The sequence below is a fragment of the Microvirga aerophila genome (genome assembly GCF_003332305.1).
GTDB classification, from domain to species: domain Bacteria; phylum Pseudomonadota; class Alphaproteobacteria; order Rhizobiales; family Beijerinckiaceae; genus Microvirga; species Microvirga aerophila.
On sequence record NZ_QOIO01000003.1, the window covers coordinates 129,280 to 146,228 of the forward strand.

General features: G+C 65.6%; 12 protein-coding genes and 2 pseudogenes. 3 read left to right on the forward strand and 11 right to left on the reverse strand.

The genetic code is table 11. The features are described from left to right. Nucleotides 1-54: 54 nt before the first annotated feature. Nucleotides 55-243 (forward strand): hypothetical protein, encoded by a 189-nt coding sequence (locus tag DRB19_RS02985; protein WP_114184541.1) that lies wholly within the window; start codon nucleotides 55-57, stop codon nucleotides 241-243. A 14-nt stretch (nucleotides 244-257) separates the two neighbouring features. Here DRB19_RS02985 and DRB19_RS02990 read toward each other — a convergent pair whose 3' ends face one another. The 3 genes and pseudogenes from DRB19_RS02990 to DRB19_RS03000 form a co-directional block, all read right to left on the reverse strand. Next, nucleotides 258-1,385, reverse strand: a complete 1,128-nt coding sequence (locus tag DRB19_RS02990) for a DSD1 family PLP-dependent enzyme (RefSeq protein ID WP_114184542.1) — start codon at nucleotides 1,383-1,385, stop codon at nucleotides 258-260. A 74-nt stretch (nucleotides 1,386-1,459) separates the two neighbouring features. Continuing rightward, nucleotides 1,460-2,173: pseudogene (locus DRB19_RS02995) on the reverse strand (YoaK family protein); the annotation flags it as partial. Nucleotides 2,174-2,282: 109 nt separating this feature from the next. Continuing rightward, nucleotides 2,283-4,469, reverse strand: a complete 2,187-nt coding sequence (locus tag DRB19_RS03000; RefSeq protein ID WP_245439249.1) for a glycoside hydrolase family 3 N-terminal domain-containing protein — start codon at nucleotides 4,467-4,469, stop codon at nucleotides 2,283-2,285. A 192-nt stretch (nucleotides 4,470-4,661) separates the two neighbouring features. On the opposite strand from DRB19_RS03000, the gene DRB19_RS03005 reads away from it, so the two are divergent. Then, on the forward strand, nucleotides 4,662-6,152 hold the full coding sequence (locus tag DRB19_RS03005; protein WP_162815567.1) for a response regulator: 1,491 nt from the start codon (nucleotides 4,662-4,664) through the stop codon (nucleotides 6,150-6,152). A gap of 133 nt (nucleotides 6,153-6,285) precedes the next feature. Here the strand turns inward: DRB19_RS03005 and DRB19_RS03010 are convergent, their stop codons facing one another. Together DRB19_RS03010 and DRB19_RS03015 are read right to left on the reverse strand one after the other, a co-directional pair. Continuing rightward, on the reverse strand, nucleotides 6,286-6,930 hold the full coding sequence (locus tag DRB19_RS03010) for a gamma-glutamyl-gamma-aminobutyrate hydrolase family protein (RefSeq protein ID WP_245439250.1): 645 nt from the start codon (nucleotides 6,928-6,930) through the stop codon (nucleotides 6,286-6,288). Between the two features lie 56 nt (nucleotides 6,931-6,986). Then, complete coding sequence (locus DRB19_RS03015; RefSeq protein WP_162815568.1) at nucleotides 6,987-7,964, reverse strand: amidoligase family protein; 978 nt, start codon at nucleotides 7,962-7,964, stop codon at nucleotides 6,987-6,989. Between the two features lie 269 nt (nucleotides 7,965-8,233). On the opposite strand from DRB19_RS03015, the pseudogene DRB19_RS03020 reads away from it, so the two are divergent. Then, nucleotides 8,234-9,565: pseudogene (locus tag DRB19_RS03020) on the forward strand (MATE family efflux transporter). Between the two features lie 6 nt (nucleotides 9,566-9,571). Here the strand turns inward: DRB19_RS03020 and ispH are convergent. From ispH to DRB19_RS03050, 6 genes are read right to left on the reverse strand one after another with little or no spacing between them, the layout of a single operon-like run. Further along, nucleotides 9,572-10,540, reverse strand: coding sequence for a 4-hydroxy-3-methylbut-2-enyl diphosphate reductase (ispH, locus tag DRB19_RS03025; protein WP_114184547.1), 969 nt, complete (start codon nucleotides 10,538-10,540; stop codon nucleotides 9,572-9,574). After that, nucleotides 10,537-11,823, reverse strand: a complete 1,287-nt coding sequence (locus DRB19_RS03030; protein ID WP_114184548.1) for a hydroxysqualene dehydroxylase — start codon at nucleotides 11,821-11,823, stop codon at nucleotides 10,537-10,539. The genes ispH and DRB19_RS03030 overlap by 4 nt, the downstream gene beginning before the upstream one ends. Then, nucleotides 11,820-13,463 (reverse strand): squalene/phytoene synthase family protein, encoded by a 1,644-nt coding sequence (locus DRB19_RS03035; protein ID WP_162815569.1) that lies wholly within the window; start codon nucleotides 13,461-13,463, stop codon nucleotides 11,820-11,822. Before DRB19_RS03035 ends, DRB19_RS03030 begins: the two co-directional genes overlap by 4 nt. 19 nt (nucleotides 13,464-13,482) lie before the next feature. Then, nucleotides 13,483-14,586 carry a glycosyltransferase family 2 protein gene (locus DRB19_RS03040; protein ID WP_114184550.1) on the reverse strand — a complete coding sequence of 368 codons (1,104 nt, stop codon included), beginning with the start codon at nucleotides 14,584-14,586 and terminating at the stop codon, nucleotides 13,483-13,485. Then, a complete protein-coding gene (locus tag DRB19_RS03045) occupies nucleotides 14,583-15,404 on the reverse strand; it encodes a lysophospholipid acyltransferase family protein (protein ID WP_373867333.1) in 822 nt (273 codons plus the stop codon). The genes DRB19_RS03040 and DRB19_RS03045 overlap by 4 nt, the downstream gene beginning before the upstream one ends. A gap of 5 nt (nucleotides 15,405-15,409) precedes the next feature. Beyond that, nucleotides 15,410-16,945 carry a phytoene desaturase family protein gene (locus DRB19_RS03050; protein WP_245439251.1) on the reverse strand — a complete coding sequence of 512 codons (1,536 nt, stop codon included), beginning with the start codon at nucleotides 16,943-16,945 and terminating at the stop codon, nucleotides 15,410-15,412. Between the last annotated feature and the right edge of the window lie 4 nt (nucleotides 16,946-16,949).

A 16,949-nucleotide genomic window follows, 5' to 3' on the forward strand; every position in this document is an offset into this window, starting at 1 on the left:
CACGCCCGGCACGGAACTTGCCTGCCCCATCATGGCCAAACACCAGAGGCAGTCATGACCAACTTGTTTCGGAAATGGTTCGAATATCTCAACGAGGTTGAGCGCGGCCTGAGGGATCAGGGCTACATCTCCGTCTATGGCGGGGCCACGTCCCTCGTCATCTGCACCAGATGCGCGCAAGGCAACCCTGCACGTCGGATCGACCGGCCGGATGAAAGGCTTCGCCAGGCCTTCGAGGTGTAACGCCGGTTTTAGCCTTAAGTCATGGCTCCGCGTGCCGTGATCGGCCACAGGCTTTCGACGCGGCCGTTCCGCACGCCCACATACCAGTCGTAGCGATCGACCGTCGGGTCGCAATGACCGGGCACGAGGCGAATCTTCTCGCCGAGTTTGAGTGCGCCGTTGTGCGAGGGAGTGAATTTCAGGTTGCCGTGCTCATCCGATGCGCCCGCATACGCGATGTCGGGCTTCTCCCAGACCAGCGGCAGGCCGCTGTCCACGCCTACGCCTTTATGGCCCACATCGATTACAGCGGAGCCTGCGCGGGTCACGCTCATGACGGTGCCGAGCACGAAGAGGGATTGCCGAAACAGGGACACAGGCGCGCCGTTCTCGTCGAAGTTTCGGCCGTAATCCGCATCCATGAAGCAGTAGCTGCCCGCCTGAATTTCCGTGTAGACCCCGGACGTGCTCTCGAGATCGAACGTTCCGGTGCCTGCGCCGGTGACGGCCGGGCAGGGAAGGCCACCCTGCTCCAGGGCGTCCAGCGTCGCCCTCACGATGCCAACCGCCGAGACGATCGCCGCCTTGCGCTCCTCGAACCGGCGCAGGTGCTGCGCGCCGCCATGATACGCCTGGAGGCCGCCGAAGGTCAGCGACCGCGAATCCGCGATGCGCTTGACCAGATCGGCCGCCTCCTGCGGAGAGGTGACGCCGCAACGGCCGCTGCCCACGTCGATTTCCACGTAAACCGTCAGCCTTGCACCTGCCTCGGCGGCTGCCCCATCCAGGGCGTCGATCTGGTCAGCGTGATCGGCGCACACACCGATCGTCGCAACATGCGCAAGAGCCGCCAGGCGCGCGAGCTTGCGCGCACCGACGACCTCGTTCGTCACCAGAATGTTGGATACGCCGCCCCAGGCCAGAGCCTCCGCTTCACCCACCTTCTGCACGCATTGGCCCACGGCTCCGTGCGCCTTCTGAAGGTGCGCGATGACCGGCGACTTATGGGTTTTCGCGTGAGGCCGCAGGGCGACGTTGCGTCCCTTGAGGCGGCGGGCCATCGTGGCGAGATTGGCCTCGAACGCGTCGAGGTTCAGGATGAGGGCCGGAGTCTCGACCTCGTCCTCGCGCATTCCGGGTTCGGCAGGCGGATGTTGCAGCATGTCTTGGGGTCTCTACGGGTACATTGGCGACAGCCCGGTGATCAGACGCTGTGTGCGTTGTGGCGATGGGCGAACAGGTCTGCCACGAGCGGCGGTCCGGCCAGCAGGATGAGCAGGAGGGCGAGCGGGATCGAGAACAGGAAGCCGGCACGGCTGTACCCGACGGCGCCGATCACGCCGCCGATGAAAAACGACAGGAGCAGCAGGCTTAATAGACAAAGCTTGCCGTGATCGGCCTGCACTTTCGGCGACGTTTTATTGCGATTCCAATAGGCGAGCTTGCCCAGTTCGATGCCGATGTCCGTCACGATGCCCGTTACATGAGTGGTGCGCATGCGGGCACCGGAAATCTTTGTCACGGTGGCATTCTGCAGCCCCATGATGAAGCAAAGCAGCGGCACCGCCGCCAAGGTGAAATGCCAAGAAGCCGAGATGAGCCAGCCCAAGATGCCGAAGCCGATAAGCAGAGCCGCCTCCAGCATCAGCGGCAGGGCGAACTGGCTCTCCAGGTGACGGCGCCGTCCCCAATTGATCAGGATGGCCGAGCAGCCGGCTCCAGCAAGAAATGGCAGCAACGCTGCAAGGCCGATCAGAGTCAAGTCCACCGCACCAAGCGCCAGATTGTCGGCCATGGACGAGAAAACGCCGGACATATGCGAGGTGTACTGGCCAACGGCCAGAAAACCGCCTGCGTTGATGGCGCCGGCCACGAAGGTGAGCGTCATCCCCAGCTGAGCGTCTGCCGTTCCGGTTCTCTGCGAGGCGACGACGCGCCTTGCCGACCCGATGTAGCGCGCCGTCAGATCATGATGATTTTTCAGGATGCCCCAGAACGACATGATGCGGGAGCTTAGCTGCTCCCGCATACCTTCGTCGATGCAAAAAGGTGCGTGAAAACTACTGGGCCGTGCTCCGGGAGATGGACGCGCGGCGCTCTGTGGGCGGGATGCGGATGGTCTCGATGATCTCGGCCTTGCCGATCGCCTCGGCCTGGGAACTGCCGCCGACAAAGACCTCGATGTCTCCCGCCTCGACCAGATAGGTTCCGTCATCGAGGTGGAAACCAAGCTCCTCGACCGGGACGCGCAGGGTGATGCGCTTGGTTTCGCCCGGTTTGAGAGCGACCTTTTCGAAGGCCTTCAGTTCGCGCAAGGGGCGGCTGCGCGTTGCGACCGGATCGCGGGTGTAAAGCTGAGCTACCTCTTGGCCGTCCCGCGCGCCCGTGTTGGCGAGGTCGACCGAAACTTTGAGCGTGTCGCCCGCGCCGAGGCGGGGCTTTGCGATCGCGGCCTCTTTGTAGGCGAAGCTCGTATAGCTGAGGCCCCAGCCGAACGGGTAGAGCGGGGTGATCGCCTCGTCGATGTACTGCAAGGTGAACCGGTTGTTCGCAAGGGTCGGGCGTCCGCTCGGCAGACGGTTGTAGTAGTAGGGCAGTTGTCCCACGGTGCGGAACCAGCTCAAGGGAAGCTTGCCGCTGGGGTTCGCGTCGCCGAAAAGCACGTCGGCCACCGCGGGTCCGCCTTCCGTGCCCGGATACCAAGCCATGACGATAGACGGGATCCTGTCGGCAAGCTGACCCAACTCCATCGGCCGCCCGGCGATGATGACGAGCGCAACGGGCTTGCCGGTGGCGGCCAGGGCCTCCAGCACTTCGACCTGCCGGCCATTGAGGGTCAGGCGCGTGCGCGATGCGGCTTCGCCCGAAAGCTCCTGCGGCTCGCCGAAGACCGCGATCACGAGATCGGAGGACTCAGCCGCGTCGACAGCGGCCTGAAGCCCGTCCGTGTTGCGGCAGAACAGGTCACAGGCAGGCGCATGATTGACCGTGATGCCGGCGCTTGCCGCCCGCTGGCGGATGCCCTGCAGGACCGTGACGCTGTCCTCCTTGTGGCCGCGGGCCGCGTGAGGTCCCAACTGGTCGTGCGGCGCGTCCGCAAGCGGACCCACGACCGCGATGGAACGAACCCCTTGCGCCACCGGAAGCACGTTGTCGCGGTTCTGCAGCAGCACCAGGGTCTCGCGCGCGACCTCGCGGGCCACTTTGCGCGTTTCGGCGGACGGGAAGATCGAATCGACTCGCGCGGGATCGGTATCGGGGCGCTCGAAAAGGCCGAGGCGCATCTTGGTGCGCAGGATGCGCCGGACGGACTCGTCCACCACGCTCTCGGGCACCCGGCCCGAACGCACTTCCCCCGGAAGGTGATTGATATAGAGCTGGCCCATCATGTCCATGTCGACACCGGCCAGGATCGCCTTGCGGGCAGCTTCCGCGCCGTCCTTGGCGATGCCGTGGCCCAGCAGTTCGTGGATGCCGGCCCAGTCGGACGTGACGAAGCCGTCGAAGCCCCATTGGTTGCGCAGCACGTCGGTGAGGAGCCAGGGATTGGCCGTGGACGGAACGCCGTTGAGGGCGTTGAAGGCCGCCATGAAGCTTGCCGAGCCGGCCTTCACGGCTGCCCGGAAGGGCGGCAGGTAGGTGTCGTACATCTCTGCGGGCGGAATGTAGGTGGTGTCGTAGTCGCGCCCGCCCTGGGGCGCGCCGTAGCCGGCGAAATGCTTCGCCGCGGTCGCAAGACCACCCTGGCGGAAGCCCTCGACCCGGGCCGCGGTGAGCACGGATCCCAGATGCGGATCCTCGCCGAAGCCCTCGACGATGCGTCCCCAGCGGCTGTCCCGCGACAGGTCGGCCATGGGCGCGAACGTCCATTGCACGCCGATATAGGCGGCCTCCTTGGCGGCCCATTCCGAGGCAAGCCGTGAGATGCGCGGGCTGAACGCCGCCGCCTCGCCCAGGGGAATCGGATATTGAGTGCGGAAGCCGTGCAGAACGTCGAGGCCGAAGATCGGCGGGATCTTCAGGCGGGTCTGGCGCGCGAGGGCTTGAGCGCGGGCCACGTCGGCGGCGCTGTTGAAGTTCAGGAGCGCTCCGGCCTTACCTTCGGAGATGTCCTCCCAGCGCAGGGGCGGCCCATGGGAGATCAGGTTCAATTGTCCGATCTTTTCCTCAAGGGTCATCTGGCCGAGGAGTTCGTTGACCCGCCGCTCCACATCATCCTGTGCATGGCCTGTGGAAAGAGCGCCCAAGAAAAGACCACATGCGAGGCTAACTCGCGTCAGCCCCGAGAGACAAGAAAACCGCACCGGCATCTCCTCGATACGCACGAAAACGTTATTACAGAGAAAACTCCCTCAGAAAACGAGTTCGTGCTACAAACAGCGAGTGCCGGAAGTGGCGTCTTAGGGGCGTCTGGTCAATTCAAATATGCGAAAAAGGCGATGCTTGAGCTGCCTTACCCTTTAAAGCGCGTGCTTGCGGCGTGGTCCGGGCTCCTGGCCGTCTCGGGGCTGGCCCTCGCCGGAGCTGCGTTCAGTCAGCGTCCCGAACTCGTCATCATGGCGGCAGTGGCTTTCCTGGCCCTGATCCTCGTCGGAGGCGTCCTCGTCAGCCGACGCATCGCCCGCGCTTTGTCCTTCCCGAAGAGCGATCAGGCAGGGCCGGCGCAGATCCATTCATCGTTTCCGGTTCCGGCGGGACCGAAACTATCGGCGGGCCGGCCAAGCGTCCCGGATCTGTCGCCGGGCGAGCAGAACCTTCGCCGCGTCCAGAAGCTCGAAGCGGTCGAGCGCCTGCGAGACGGCATCGTGCACGACCTGAACAACAAGCTGATGGTGATCAGCGCCAATATCGACTCCGTCGCAAGACAGATGAAGGAGCAGCCGGCGCTGCAGCGCAAGCTTCTGTCCGCCCTCGTGGCCTCCGATCAAGCGGCGGGCCTGCTGGCCAAGTCCACAGCCTTCGCCCGCCAGGGCGACACAAAGGTGCAGTATGTGGATCTGGCGGAGCGCATCGATTCCATCGCAGCTCTGATGAGCCGCTCCCTACTGCGGGACACGGTGGAGCTGCGCGTCGACCTCGAAGATGGCCTGTGGCCGGTGGAGGCCGACCGGGACGAGCTCGAAACGGCGATCATCACCTTGAGCGCCTATGCGCGCGATACCCTGGCCCAGGGAGGAGCCATCACGCTCGAAGCGCGAAACATCCATGTGCAGAAGGGGACGTTGTCGGATCTCGAACGCGAGGGCGACTTCGTGCAGCTCGTCATCGGCAGCTCTGGCGAAGCTGATCCCGCCCAGGAGCGCGACCTGACCGAGCAGGCCTTTGTGCTGCAGGATATCGATCTGCAGCCCTGGCTGACCTTAAGCCGGAGTCTCCAGTTCCTGCAGCCCCTCGGCGGCGCGGCCGAGGTGCGCAATACCGAAACCGGACGGGCCATCATTCTCTACCTTCCACGCGCTAACGCCCCGGCGCTGCTAACCTCGGGCTCCGCGCAGCACGACCCGATCGAGAGTGGCGTCGTGCGTCCTCATACGGAAATCCTCGTGGTGGACGATGAGGTCGAGGTCGCCCTGGCGCTGCAATCCATGCTCGAAGAGTTCGGTTACGTGACGCGCATCGCCACTCATGCCAGCCAGGTCATGAAAAGTCTCGACGCGCGACGGCCTGCCCTCGTTCTCACCGACGTGTCCATGCCCGGAACCCTGAACGGCATGATGCTCGCCCGCGAGATCCGGCAGATCTTTCCGGATCTGCCGATCCTGCTCATCACCGGCAATCCTGCCGTGGCGGACGGCGAGAAGGAGTTTCCCCTTCTGCACAAGCCAATCCTCAGCCGCGATCTTCATGGGGCGATCCAACAGCATCTGTCGAAGCCCGAGGAGAACAAGGTCGTGCCGCTGTTCCCACGGCCGGTTCGGCGGACGTCCTAGGCCTCTGGCTCGTCGGTCAAAAGCCCCCATCCTTCGAGACGGTGCTGCGCGCCCCTCAGGATGAGGGCTGTGGGCTTTTCCCTTATAAGCTAGCCTGTGAGCCCAGGCGTCGAATTGGGATGGGCCACTTATGTCAGGGCGCGGCCACGGCCGAAGGCTGGAGCAGCGCCTTGGTGTGGCTTGCGGCCTCGACCAGGGCCGCGAACAGACGCTGCTGCGGCTTCTTCCAGACCAGCAGCTCCGGATGCCACTGCACGCCGAGCAGGAACGGCGCGGTCTCGCTCTCGACCGCCTGGACGATGCCGCTCTCATCCTCGGCGGCAATCCGCAATCCCTCTCCGAGCTTGTCGACCGACTGGTGGTGCAGGGCGTTCACCTGACAGGGATTGCAGCGCAGAATGCGATTCAGGTGCGTTTCCGGCTTGATCGACACGCGCTTTTTCGGAAGCACCGTGCGCATCTTCGGAGCCTGGACGTAGACTTCATAGATGTCCGTGTGAAGCGTGCCGCCGAGCGCCACATTGATCATTTGCGAGCCGCGGCAGATGCCCAGCACGGGCAGCTGCGCCGGAAGAGCCACCCTGAGCAGCGCAAGCTCCAGCTTGTCCCGCTCGGGGTCGATGCGCACGTCCGGCAGAACCTGGCCGCCATAGATCTCCGCCCCGATATCGTCTCCGCCCCCGATGATCAGGCCCTGGAGGGATACGCGCGGGAGCGCATCGCCGGGCGTCAGGTGCACGCTCCTGGCGCCCGCGCGGTAGAGCGCAAGCTTGTGCATCAGGTAGCTTCGCCATCCCCCTCGCCTTGAGGTGGTGACGCCAATCAGCGGCCGGCTCATGCCCGGACGACCTGTTCTATCACGTTGGCCCAGCTCTTGTCCTCGCCCTCGAAGGTCAGATAGGCGGCCCCTGCCGCGTCGAGCTGTTCGCGATCCGCCGCCAGACGCTCCACCGCAACCCAGCGGTTCCAGTCCGGCGCCATGCTCCACCCCGGGTCGCTGACCCGCGCGTCGGGCAGGCGATAATGGAAAGTCGGCCGCCCGTTGATCTTCTCGTTCGGCAGCACCGCGCGCACCCGCTTCTCGTCGAGATGGTGCAGGAGCGGCAGCAGGTCCAGGTCGCGGTTCCGGGTTGGGTTGGCGGCCAGGTAATCGTCGATGAAGTCCGGTATGTCCGGCCAGTAATCGGGCGAGGCGAGCCTGCGGACGTACTCGGCCGGAAACGGGTCCGCGAAGCCCAGAAGCTCGCGGGTCGTGTCCGGCGCAACCTCCCGCCGCAGCCAGGGATTGAGCAGCACGAAGCTTTTGAGGAAGGCCGCGACCGTGGCCGCATCCCGGCGCGGAATCTCCGGGTTGAAGTGAAGCCCGAAGGCATAGAAGGGGGCATCCTGCGTTCCCTTCGCGCCGATCTCCCGCAGGATTGTCAGGACCTGATTCAAGTCCTGAAGCCGGTCCATGGGAACGGGGGCCGTCACCAGCTCGCAGGGCACCAGATAACTGGCCGCGAAGCCGAACCAGGCGGCGATGCGGGGCAGTACCCGGCCCTGGGCTTCGCCGCTCTTGGCCGGATGCAGGATCCGGCTGTCCAGCTCGACCGACATGTCACCGATGGCCGATCCCTTGAGCGCGAAGGCATGGGGATCCTCCTCGGCGATCTCTCCGCCAAGAGCCTTCTGAAGCGCCTGGACAGTGGCCTCCGCCGATGGGCCGACGAACTCCACCTCGACCCCCACGGTCCGCGTCCGCCCGTGTTCGTTGCGCAGGACCGGGGGCAGGGCGAAATCGATGGAGGTGGGAAGCGCCAGTTGCGCCATGACTGTCTCCGAAACGTGTACAGCTGAGGTGAACGACCGCATTGTGGTCAGGTTCCGCCACGCTGGAAATGCCCCGATCTTTGCCGGCATGGTGTGGCCTTTCGGGCGCTCTTCGGGCTCACTTTGGACGCGACGCATTGTTCGGCGCGGAAAACCGGGTCCACTTTTCCGCACGATGCGCTACAAGCGCATCCATCATGGACACGACCACCTCGATCACGAGCCCCCAAACGCTGGAACGCGCCGCCTGGACCGCCGAACTGCGCGCCATGATGGCGCTCGGTTGGCCTCTCATCCTCACCAACGTGGCCCAGAACGCCCTGATGACGACGGACGTCATCCTGATGGGGTGGCTCGGCTCTGGCGCTCTGGCGGCCGGCGCGCTTGGCACGAATCTCTACTTCGCGTTCCTGATCTTCGGGATCGGCCTCGTCAGCGCGACCTCGCCCCTGATCGCCGAAGAGCTCGGGCGCAAGCGTCATTCCGTGCGCGAGGTGCGTCGCACGGTCCGGCAGGGATTCTGGGCAGCGATCACGGTCGCGGTGCCGATCTGGATCGTGGCCTGGAACGGGGAGGCGCTTCTCCTGGCCATGGGGCAGGAGCCCCTCCTGGCTCACGAGGCCGGGGAATACATGCGCGCCCTGCAATGGAGCCTGCTGCCGTTCCTGTTCTATCTCGTTCTGCGCTCGTTCCTGTCGGCCCTCGAGCGGCCGGGCTGGGCCCTCGTGATCGGCCTCCTGGCCGTGCCGGTCAATCTCGCGGCCGCCTATTGCCTGATGTTCGGCACGTTCGGGCTCCCGGAGTTCGGCCTCGTCGGAGCCGGATACGGGACGGTGATCTCCAGCACCTTCATGTTCGTCGCGCTCGCTGGCGTGATCAGTTACGACCGACAGCTCAGGCGATATCATCTGTTTGGACGCTTTTGGCGGCCCGACTGGCCGCGTTACGCCACCCTGTGGCGCATCGGCGTGCCCATCGGCCTGACACTCGCCTTCGAGGTGACGATCTTCAACGCGGCGGCGCTGTTCATGTGACGCATCGGCGCGAATGAACTCGCGGCCCACGCGATCGCCCTGCAGATCGCATCCTTCTGCTTCATGGTGCCCTTCAGCTTCGGGCAGGCCGTCACGGTCCGCGTTGGGCGCGCCTTCGGAGCGCGGGATCCCGATGCGGTCACCCGCGCCGGCTGGACCGCGTTCGTTCTTGGCGTCGGCTTCATGGTGTTCACGGCGATGCTTATGCTGTTTGTGCCCCATCTGCTGCTCGGCGCATTTCTCGACCTGAGCGATCCGAAGAATGCGCCCGTGATCGGCTTTGCGGTCTCGTTCCTGGTGCTCGCCGCCCTGTTCCAATTAGTGGATGGCGCTCAGGCGGTCGGTGCGGGCATGCTGCGGGGGCTTCAGGACACGCGCATCCCGATGTTCTACGCGGCCTTCGGCTATTGGGGCGTGGGCCTTCCGCTCGGCGTAGCGCTGGCCTTCGGCACGAGCCTGCGCGGCGTGGGCATCTGGATCGGCCTAGCCACAGGACTTGCGGTGGTGGCCGGGCTGATGCTCTGGCGCTGGGTGCGCCGGGACAAACTCGGGCTGGTGGCCGCTTAGACCTATTCAGCAGGCTCTCGCTTGCCAGGGGACGAGGTGCGACAGGTCGACGGGGGCGAAGCGCGTTCCCTCCTCGGTCACGCGCACCTCCTCCACGGTGACGCGCCGCCACCGGGCCAGCTGGCTCAGCGCCTCCTGCACGAGCTCCTCAGGCGCGGATGCGCCTGCCGTGAGGCCGATCACCGCCGCCCCATTGATGAACGATAGGGTCAGATCGCGCGGATCCTGCATGAGCAGGGCAGGGCGGCCCTCGCTCTCGGCCACCTCGCGCAGGCGCGCGGTGTTCGACGAATTGCGCGCGCCGCAAACGATGACCCGGTCCGCCCGCTTGGCGATGACGCGAACCGCCATCTGGCGGTTCTGGGTCGCGTAGCAGATCGTCCTAGTGTCGGGCCCCTGGATCGCCGGAAAGCGCCGCTTCAGGGCCTCGATGATTTCCCGCGTGTCGTCCACGGAGAGCGTGGTCTGGGTCACATAGGCAAGATGCTCAGGGTTTTCGACCGCAACCGTGAGAGCTTCCGCCACGGTGGCGACCACATGAACCGTGCCGTCGATCCTACCCGTAGTGCCCTCGACCTCCACATGGCCACGATGCCCGATGACGATGACCTCGCGGCCGGCCCTGGCGTGGCGCTGCCCTTCGCGATGAACCCGGCGCACCAGCGGGCACGTGGCGTCGAGCACCGAAAGCCCCCGCCGAACCGCTTCGCGCTCCACCGCTTCGGGGACGCCGTGGGCGCTGAAGATGGCCACGGCCCCATCGGGGATCTCCGACAGATCGTCCACGAAAACTGCGCCCTGCCGCTTCAGGTTCTCCACCACGCGGCCGTTATGGACGATCTCATGGCGCACATAGACGGGCTTGCCGGTCTGCGCGAGCGCATCCTCTACAGCCCGGATCGCCCGCTCGACACCGGCGCAGAAGCCGCGTGGCGACGAAAGAAGAACCTTTAAGGCGGCTTGATCCGGGCTCATGCGGCGTGCTCCACCCGCTGCGGGTGCGGAGCCGCAGCAGGCAGTCGCGTCCGGTAGGCATGCTGAAGGGCCATGATGGCTTCCTGTCCGGCGATGACGGCGCTCTCGATGGTGGCCGGCAGGGAGCCAATCCAGTCTCCCGCCAGCGCCACGTTGGCGAGTGGCAGGAGCGGCGGTTGCGGCAGGGGGCATGCAGCCTGCCGGATCGTAGCGCGTCTTTCCTTCACCACGCGGGTTTCGGGCTGACGGCTCGCCGCTGCATCAAGGCCGAGCGATCCCAGGACGGGGGCGATCTCGCGCCATATGGCTGAGGCGATTTCGTTGGAGTTGCGATCCACAAGCTCTCCGGCGGCGGACACGGTGACGCTGACATGGTTGTCACGGATCAGAACCCACTGGGCGAGGGTCCCGACGAAGCCCAGGAACCGAGGCCGGTCGAGGCCGCAGATGCGGTAATGGATGTTGAGAATCGGCTCGAACCGGTCCGGAACCGGGAGGTTGGGCATCAGCCGCGCGATCTCCCACGGAGGAAGCGCCAGGACGACGCGGTCATCCGGACCCAGCGCCACCGTGCGGTCCGTCAAGGCAAGCCCTATGGCGCGGTCGTGACCGGTCAACACGCAGCGCAGGCGCTGGCCCGTGAGAAGCTGCGCTCCCCTGGCCTGCAACGTATCCAGGGCCGGCCGGACGAGATCCTCGTCGAGCCCGTGGCGCGCTACCAGGAGTTTCCCGGCCCCAGGCCGGACGAGACGGCGCAGGGCGAAGCCAAGCCGCTGGGAGGATGCTTCCATGGCGGGTGTGTTGAGCACCGCAATGGTCAAGGGCTCGATCAGGCTCTTCATGATCGGCCTGTCGCCGATGAGCTCGGCGACAGGCCGGTCGGAGGAGCAGAGGGCGAGGCGCAAGAGGCGTCCAAGATCGCCCAGGCCCAATCCTCTCGGACGTCGCGACGGAAACAGCCAGGACCAGGGCGAGAGACCGATGCGACTGGTCTGTTCGGTCCCGGCGTCGTGAATGGGGAGGCCGTCCGGTTCCGGCTCGATCCAGAGCTGTCTTGCGCCAACCGTCTCGAGGAACCCGATAGCGCGACGATTGGCCGTGAACAGCACATGGGTGCCGTTGTCATGGGTGAAGCCGCCCGCCGGATAGAGTGTGCGGCAGCGTCCTCCCGCCTGCGGCGCTGCCTCGTAGAGGATTGCTTCTCCGCCCTCTGCGGTTGCCGCGAGCGCGGCGCTCAGGCCTGCAATCCCGGCCCCAACGATATGTGTTCGCCTCGCCCTCATGCGGCCCTCACTGCCAGACCTATGAGCTGCAGCCGATCCACCGCGGTCAGCTGCAGCTTGCCGGACCTCGTTCCCCACCCGCGCGCCACGAGACGGTCCAGGATGCGGCGGTAACTCTCCATCATCAGGACGGCCGGCTTGAGGCTCGACCTGTCGAGCCGCCTCAGGGCCTCGTCCGCTGCGGCAAAGCCCGCGCGGGCCTCGTCCGCCAGATTTTCGCACACGCGGGCAAAGCGCGGGTCTGACGCCAGCACGCTTGCCGGCGCATCGTGCAGGCCGTGGCGGGCAAGGCGCGACAGGGGAATGTAGACGCGCTCCAGCGCGGCATCCTCGTCGATATCGCGCAGGATGTTCACGAGCTGGAGCGTGTGTCCTAGTTCCTGCGCGAAGCTTTGCGCCGTCGGGGCGCCGAAGACGTGGATCGACAGGACGCCGACCGATCCGGCGACGCGGCGGCCATACGTGTTCAGGGCGTGATCGTCAGCCAGCCGAACGCGCTCCTGGCAATCCGTCTCCATCCCGTCGAGGAGCGCATGGCATTCCCCCAGCGGCAGCCGGAAGAGGCTCGACGCGCGGGCAAGCTCGCGCCCGATCGGCGTTTCGGGCGCACGATGCAGACGGTCGATCTCCCTGCGCCACTCGTTGAGGAAGCGGCGCTTCTCCCATGACGGCAGCGCTCCGTCCGCAATGTCGTCAACCTCCCGGCAGAACGCATAAACGGCGTGGATGGCGCGGCGCCGATCGGCCGAGAGGCTTTTCATGCCGAGCCGGAAGGACGAGCCCGAGCGCCGGACGGCCGCCGCCGTGATATCCGTGTCGCGACTCGATGCAGGTCGCGCAGCGCCGGCAAGCCCCCGCAAAAACGCCATGGCGGCGTCGGCCCGGGAAATGCGGACCCGCGTCAGTGCCGGGTCGCAGCTGCGCAAACGCCGACTCAGGCGTTGGGCCAACGCGAGGGTCGCGATGCTTTGCGCCCGCAGGCGCCTGTCTTGAAGGCGCTCGGGCAGAACTCGCGCGCGGTCGATCAGCCCATCGACCCGGTCCAGAACGCCGTTCAGAACAGCACGGCGCAGGGATGCATTCGAAGGTTCGAAGAAGGCAGTCTCGCCGCCCGCGACCTGCAGCCAGGAGACCGGCAGGTAGATGCGGTCGAGGCGCTTTTGGTCAGGCTGGCAATCCTGCACGTGGTTGAGAATTTGAAGCGCCGTGCAGAGTGCATCGGCGGGGCCGTGGGCGGTTTCGCTTTCACCATGAAGGCGCAGGAGAAAGCGTCCGACCGGATTGGCCGAGACGGCGCAGTAATCGGTGAGCTCGGCCCAATCCGCATAGCGGGTTTTCACGGCGTCCCGGCGAAAGGCGCGGACCAGGTCCCGCGCCTCCACGAGGCCTGCACCATAGCGCCGATCGACGGCATGGAGTTGCGCCGCTTGCGGGATCTTGGGATCGCCTTCGACCAGGGCCTGTTCAAGGCTGTCGAGACGAGCAAGTTTCTCGTCGGCCTTCAGGTCGGGCGCGTCGGCGATGTCGTCCGCCATGCGGGCAAAGCGATAGAACGCGAGCACGGCATCGCGATGCGCGCGGGAGAGCACGAGCGACGCGACGGGGAAACTTTCGTCCCGTGGACGTTTAGATGCCTGCATTTGGCCCATCTGCATGGCGTCACCCTACGGGATAAAGCCTGCCCTTCCACCCGGCGCGGCGCTTTCCGCCGATCCGCAGGAGCACGCTCCATTGAATCGCGAGGCCGACCAGCATGGTGAAAGGATGCAGGGGAATGGACAAGGGATTTTCCCGGGTGGCGACCGTCACGATCGCGCGGGTGCTCAAGGACACCAGGGCCGCCAGGAGGATCGGCAGCGTCGGGGTCATCACCAGCAGCCCGAACGGCAGTACATGACCTCCGAGCAGCAGGACGGTCCAGATCGGCAGACCCGCGGGCGTCGCCATCCCCTCATGGGCATTTTTGGCAAAGCCCGCCCAGGCGTCGCCGAAGCGCGCATACATGCGGCACGAGGCCAACCCGTCTCCGGGCATCAGATCGGTCATGATCCCCTTGCGCCGGAAGAGCCGAGCAAGCTGGATTCCGTCATGGAGAAGAGACCGGATCGCCGCGTGACCGCCGGCTGCCCGGTAGGCCTCGCGCTCCACCAGAACAAGTTGGCCGCAGGCGGCGCCAAGGCCCGGATCCGGGGAGCGGCGCATGAGCCTCATAGGCAGATAGCCGACGAGAAGGAAATTGATCGTCGGCACGATGAGCAACTCGCCGAGGGAGCGCATGACCTGCCGCGGGACCGCGCTCACGAGCTTCGCATTGCCGGATTGCGCATGTCCCGCCAGCGCCGCAGCGGCATGCGGGGCCAAACGCACATCCGCATCCATGAAGAGAAAATGCGTGCCTGCCGCCGCTTCCGACAGATGATGACAGGCATGGACCTTGCCGGTCCAGCCGCTCGCGAGGGGCGGCGCCGTGAGCAGCCGAACGCGCGCGTCGCGCCGGGCGTAGGTGCCCACGATGGCGGCGGTCTCATCCGTCGAGCCGTCGTCCATTACAAGGATTTCGACCGGCACGCCCGTGCTCGCAAGCGCCGCTTCGAGCGCCGGCCCAATGTTCGCGCCTTCGTTACGGGCCGGAATCAGGATCGACACCAGGGTGTCGGAGGCCGGCCGGTGCTGCGGTGTCGCGCGCAAGGTTTTCAGGTTGATCACTGCCAGAATAGCGGGCAGCGCCGCGAGAGCCAACAGGATGAACCCAAGGATCGTCATGGGGCGCGCCCCTGGTGCGATGGATCGAAGGCGCGTCCGCGCAGGGCTGCCGACAAGCGACGCCAGGTGTCATAGACGCCGCCGATGCCGGCGCGTCCCTCGATCAGCGAGTGGAACCTGCCGGGATCCCGGCTCTGCACATCGGCGCTCAAGCCGTCGAGGGTTGCCGTAAGCCTGCTCTCCAGGCGCTGTATGCGCTCGGTGCGCGGCAGATCGAGAAGCTCCTGCGCCTGCATGGGAGCCCCGAAGGCGATGCAGGCCTCCGCGCCGCGCTCCGCCCAGAAGCTGTATTCGATCCCGAGCGGCAGAATGGTGCAGCCAGGGGCGCGCTCGATCAGATGAGCGATACCGGATCTGAGCCCGACGGGACGCTCCCTCACATCGCTGAATCGACCCTGGGCGGTGATCCACAGGGCGCGATTCGGAGCAGACAGGATTTCCTCGCCGGCTTTGAGAAACGCCGCGGCTCCGCGGGCCGTGCCAAGATCGACCCCGAAGGCTCCTATCCGGCCAAAGACGCCGTATTGCTTCAGCATCGCGGCATCGATCGGCGCATAGCTTTCGTGTTCCGGGAACAGGCGGTCGGCCGCGAGAATGTAAATCGCCGCGTCCCACCAGGACGGATGGTTGGAATAGACGATAACAGGTCCAGGCGGCATGGATGCGGGCATGCCCCACCGAGCCACCCGCAGGGCGTTCATGTGGCGTGTGAAGTAGCGCCCGAAATAGCCGACCATGAAGCGGTGGATAGGGACAGAGCGGCGCGCGACGGGAGAGACTTCCTGTCTGGAAGCGGCTTCGCCCGTCCGGTTGGCCATTGTCTTCAAGAGACTTTCCGCATGGTGGCAGCCTTGACGTCCGCATCAAGCGCATCGGCTGCGATCCAGCCGGACATCATCACCATCGGCATGCCAGGCCCCGGGTGAGCCGCCCCGCCCGCCAGATAGAGGCCTTGCACCTGCCGGCTGCGGTTGCCCGGCTTGAAGGCTCCCATGAACTTGCCATGGCTCGCTAGCCCATAGATTGCGCCGTTCAAAACCTTGTAGCGATCATGAATGTCCTGCGGGGTAAGATGCCGTTCGACCACGATGCGGCTCTCGATGTCCTCCATGCCGGCCGTGCGTTTCAGCTTGTCGAGAATGACCTGGCGATAGGCCGGAAACATTTGCGACCAATCGTGATGCGGGCGCAGGTACGGCGTATGGACCAGAACGTAGAGGGCTTCGCCGCCCTCCGGCGCAACGCTCGCGTCCGTGACGGCCGGGGCCGCGATGTAGCACGTCGGGTCAGGCGCGGGCTCGCCCTTGCGATAGATGAAATCGAACTCCTCCTCGGGATCGCGCGAGAACACGAAATCGTGGTGGAGCAGGTGGTCGTAGCGCTGTTTGAGTCCGAGATAGAGGACGACGCCCGAACAGGCGGGTTCGAAATCCTTCCTGGCGTAGTGCTCGCCCACGTCTCCGCCCACGAGTTCCTGATAGGTGCGGATGGAATCCATGTTGGACACGATGCTGTCATAGCGCGCCACATCCCTGTTCGACGTGACGATGCCGGTCGCCGCGCCGCTCTCGATGTGGATGGACTGCACGTCCGTCTCGGGCCGGAAAATGACGCCGAGTTCGCCTGCGAGCTTGATCAGGGCCTCGACCACCGCGCGGGTGCCGCCCATCGGGTACCAGACGCCCTCGGCGGCCTGCATATGGGCGATGGCGCACAGGACCGCGGGCGATCCGTAGGGCGACGAGCCCACATACTGGGTGAAATGGTCGAGCATCTGCGCCAAGCGCTCGTCCTTGACCTTGGACCGGATGGTGCCGGCCACCGATGACCCCATCCGCAGGGAAAGCACATCCCGGAGCGTGCCCGGGTTCATGTTCGCCCGGATGTTGATGGTGTCGAACAGGTCTTCGACCGGCTTCCAGAAGAAGAAACGGTTCGAGATGTTGTGCAGGTTCTCGGACAGCGCCTGAAACTGCCGGTATCCTTCGCCCGCCTTCGTGCCGGGCGCGAAGCGGTCCATGGCGTCCGCCATGGCGGCGATATCCTCTTGCAGGTCGATGCGGGAGCCGTCGTCGAAGAAGCACCGCCATTGCGGATCGAGACGCACGAGATCGAGATAATCCGAGAGGTTTCGCCCCGCCTCCGAGAAGATGCGCTCCAGAACGCGGGGCACAGTGAGGATCGTGGGACCCATGTCGAAGCGAAAACCATCCTCGTGCAGCACCGCGGCCTTGCCGCCGATCCAGGGATTCTTGTCGTAGAGCGTCACCGCATGACCGCGCGCCGCCGAGACGCAGGCCGCCGCCAACCCGCCGAGTCCACCGCCGATCACGGCGACTGAAGCTGTCTGAGCGCTCAAGGCA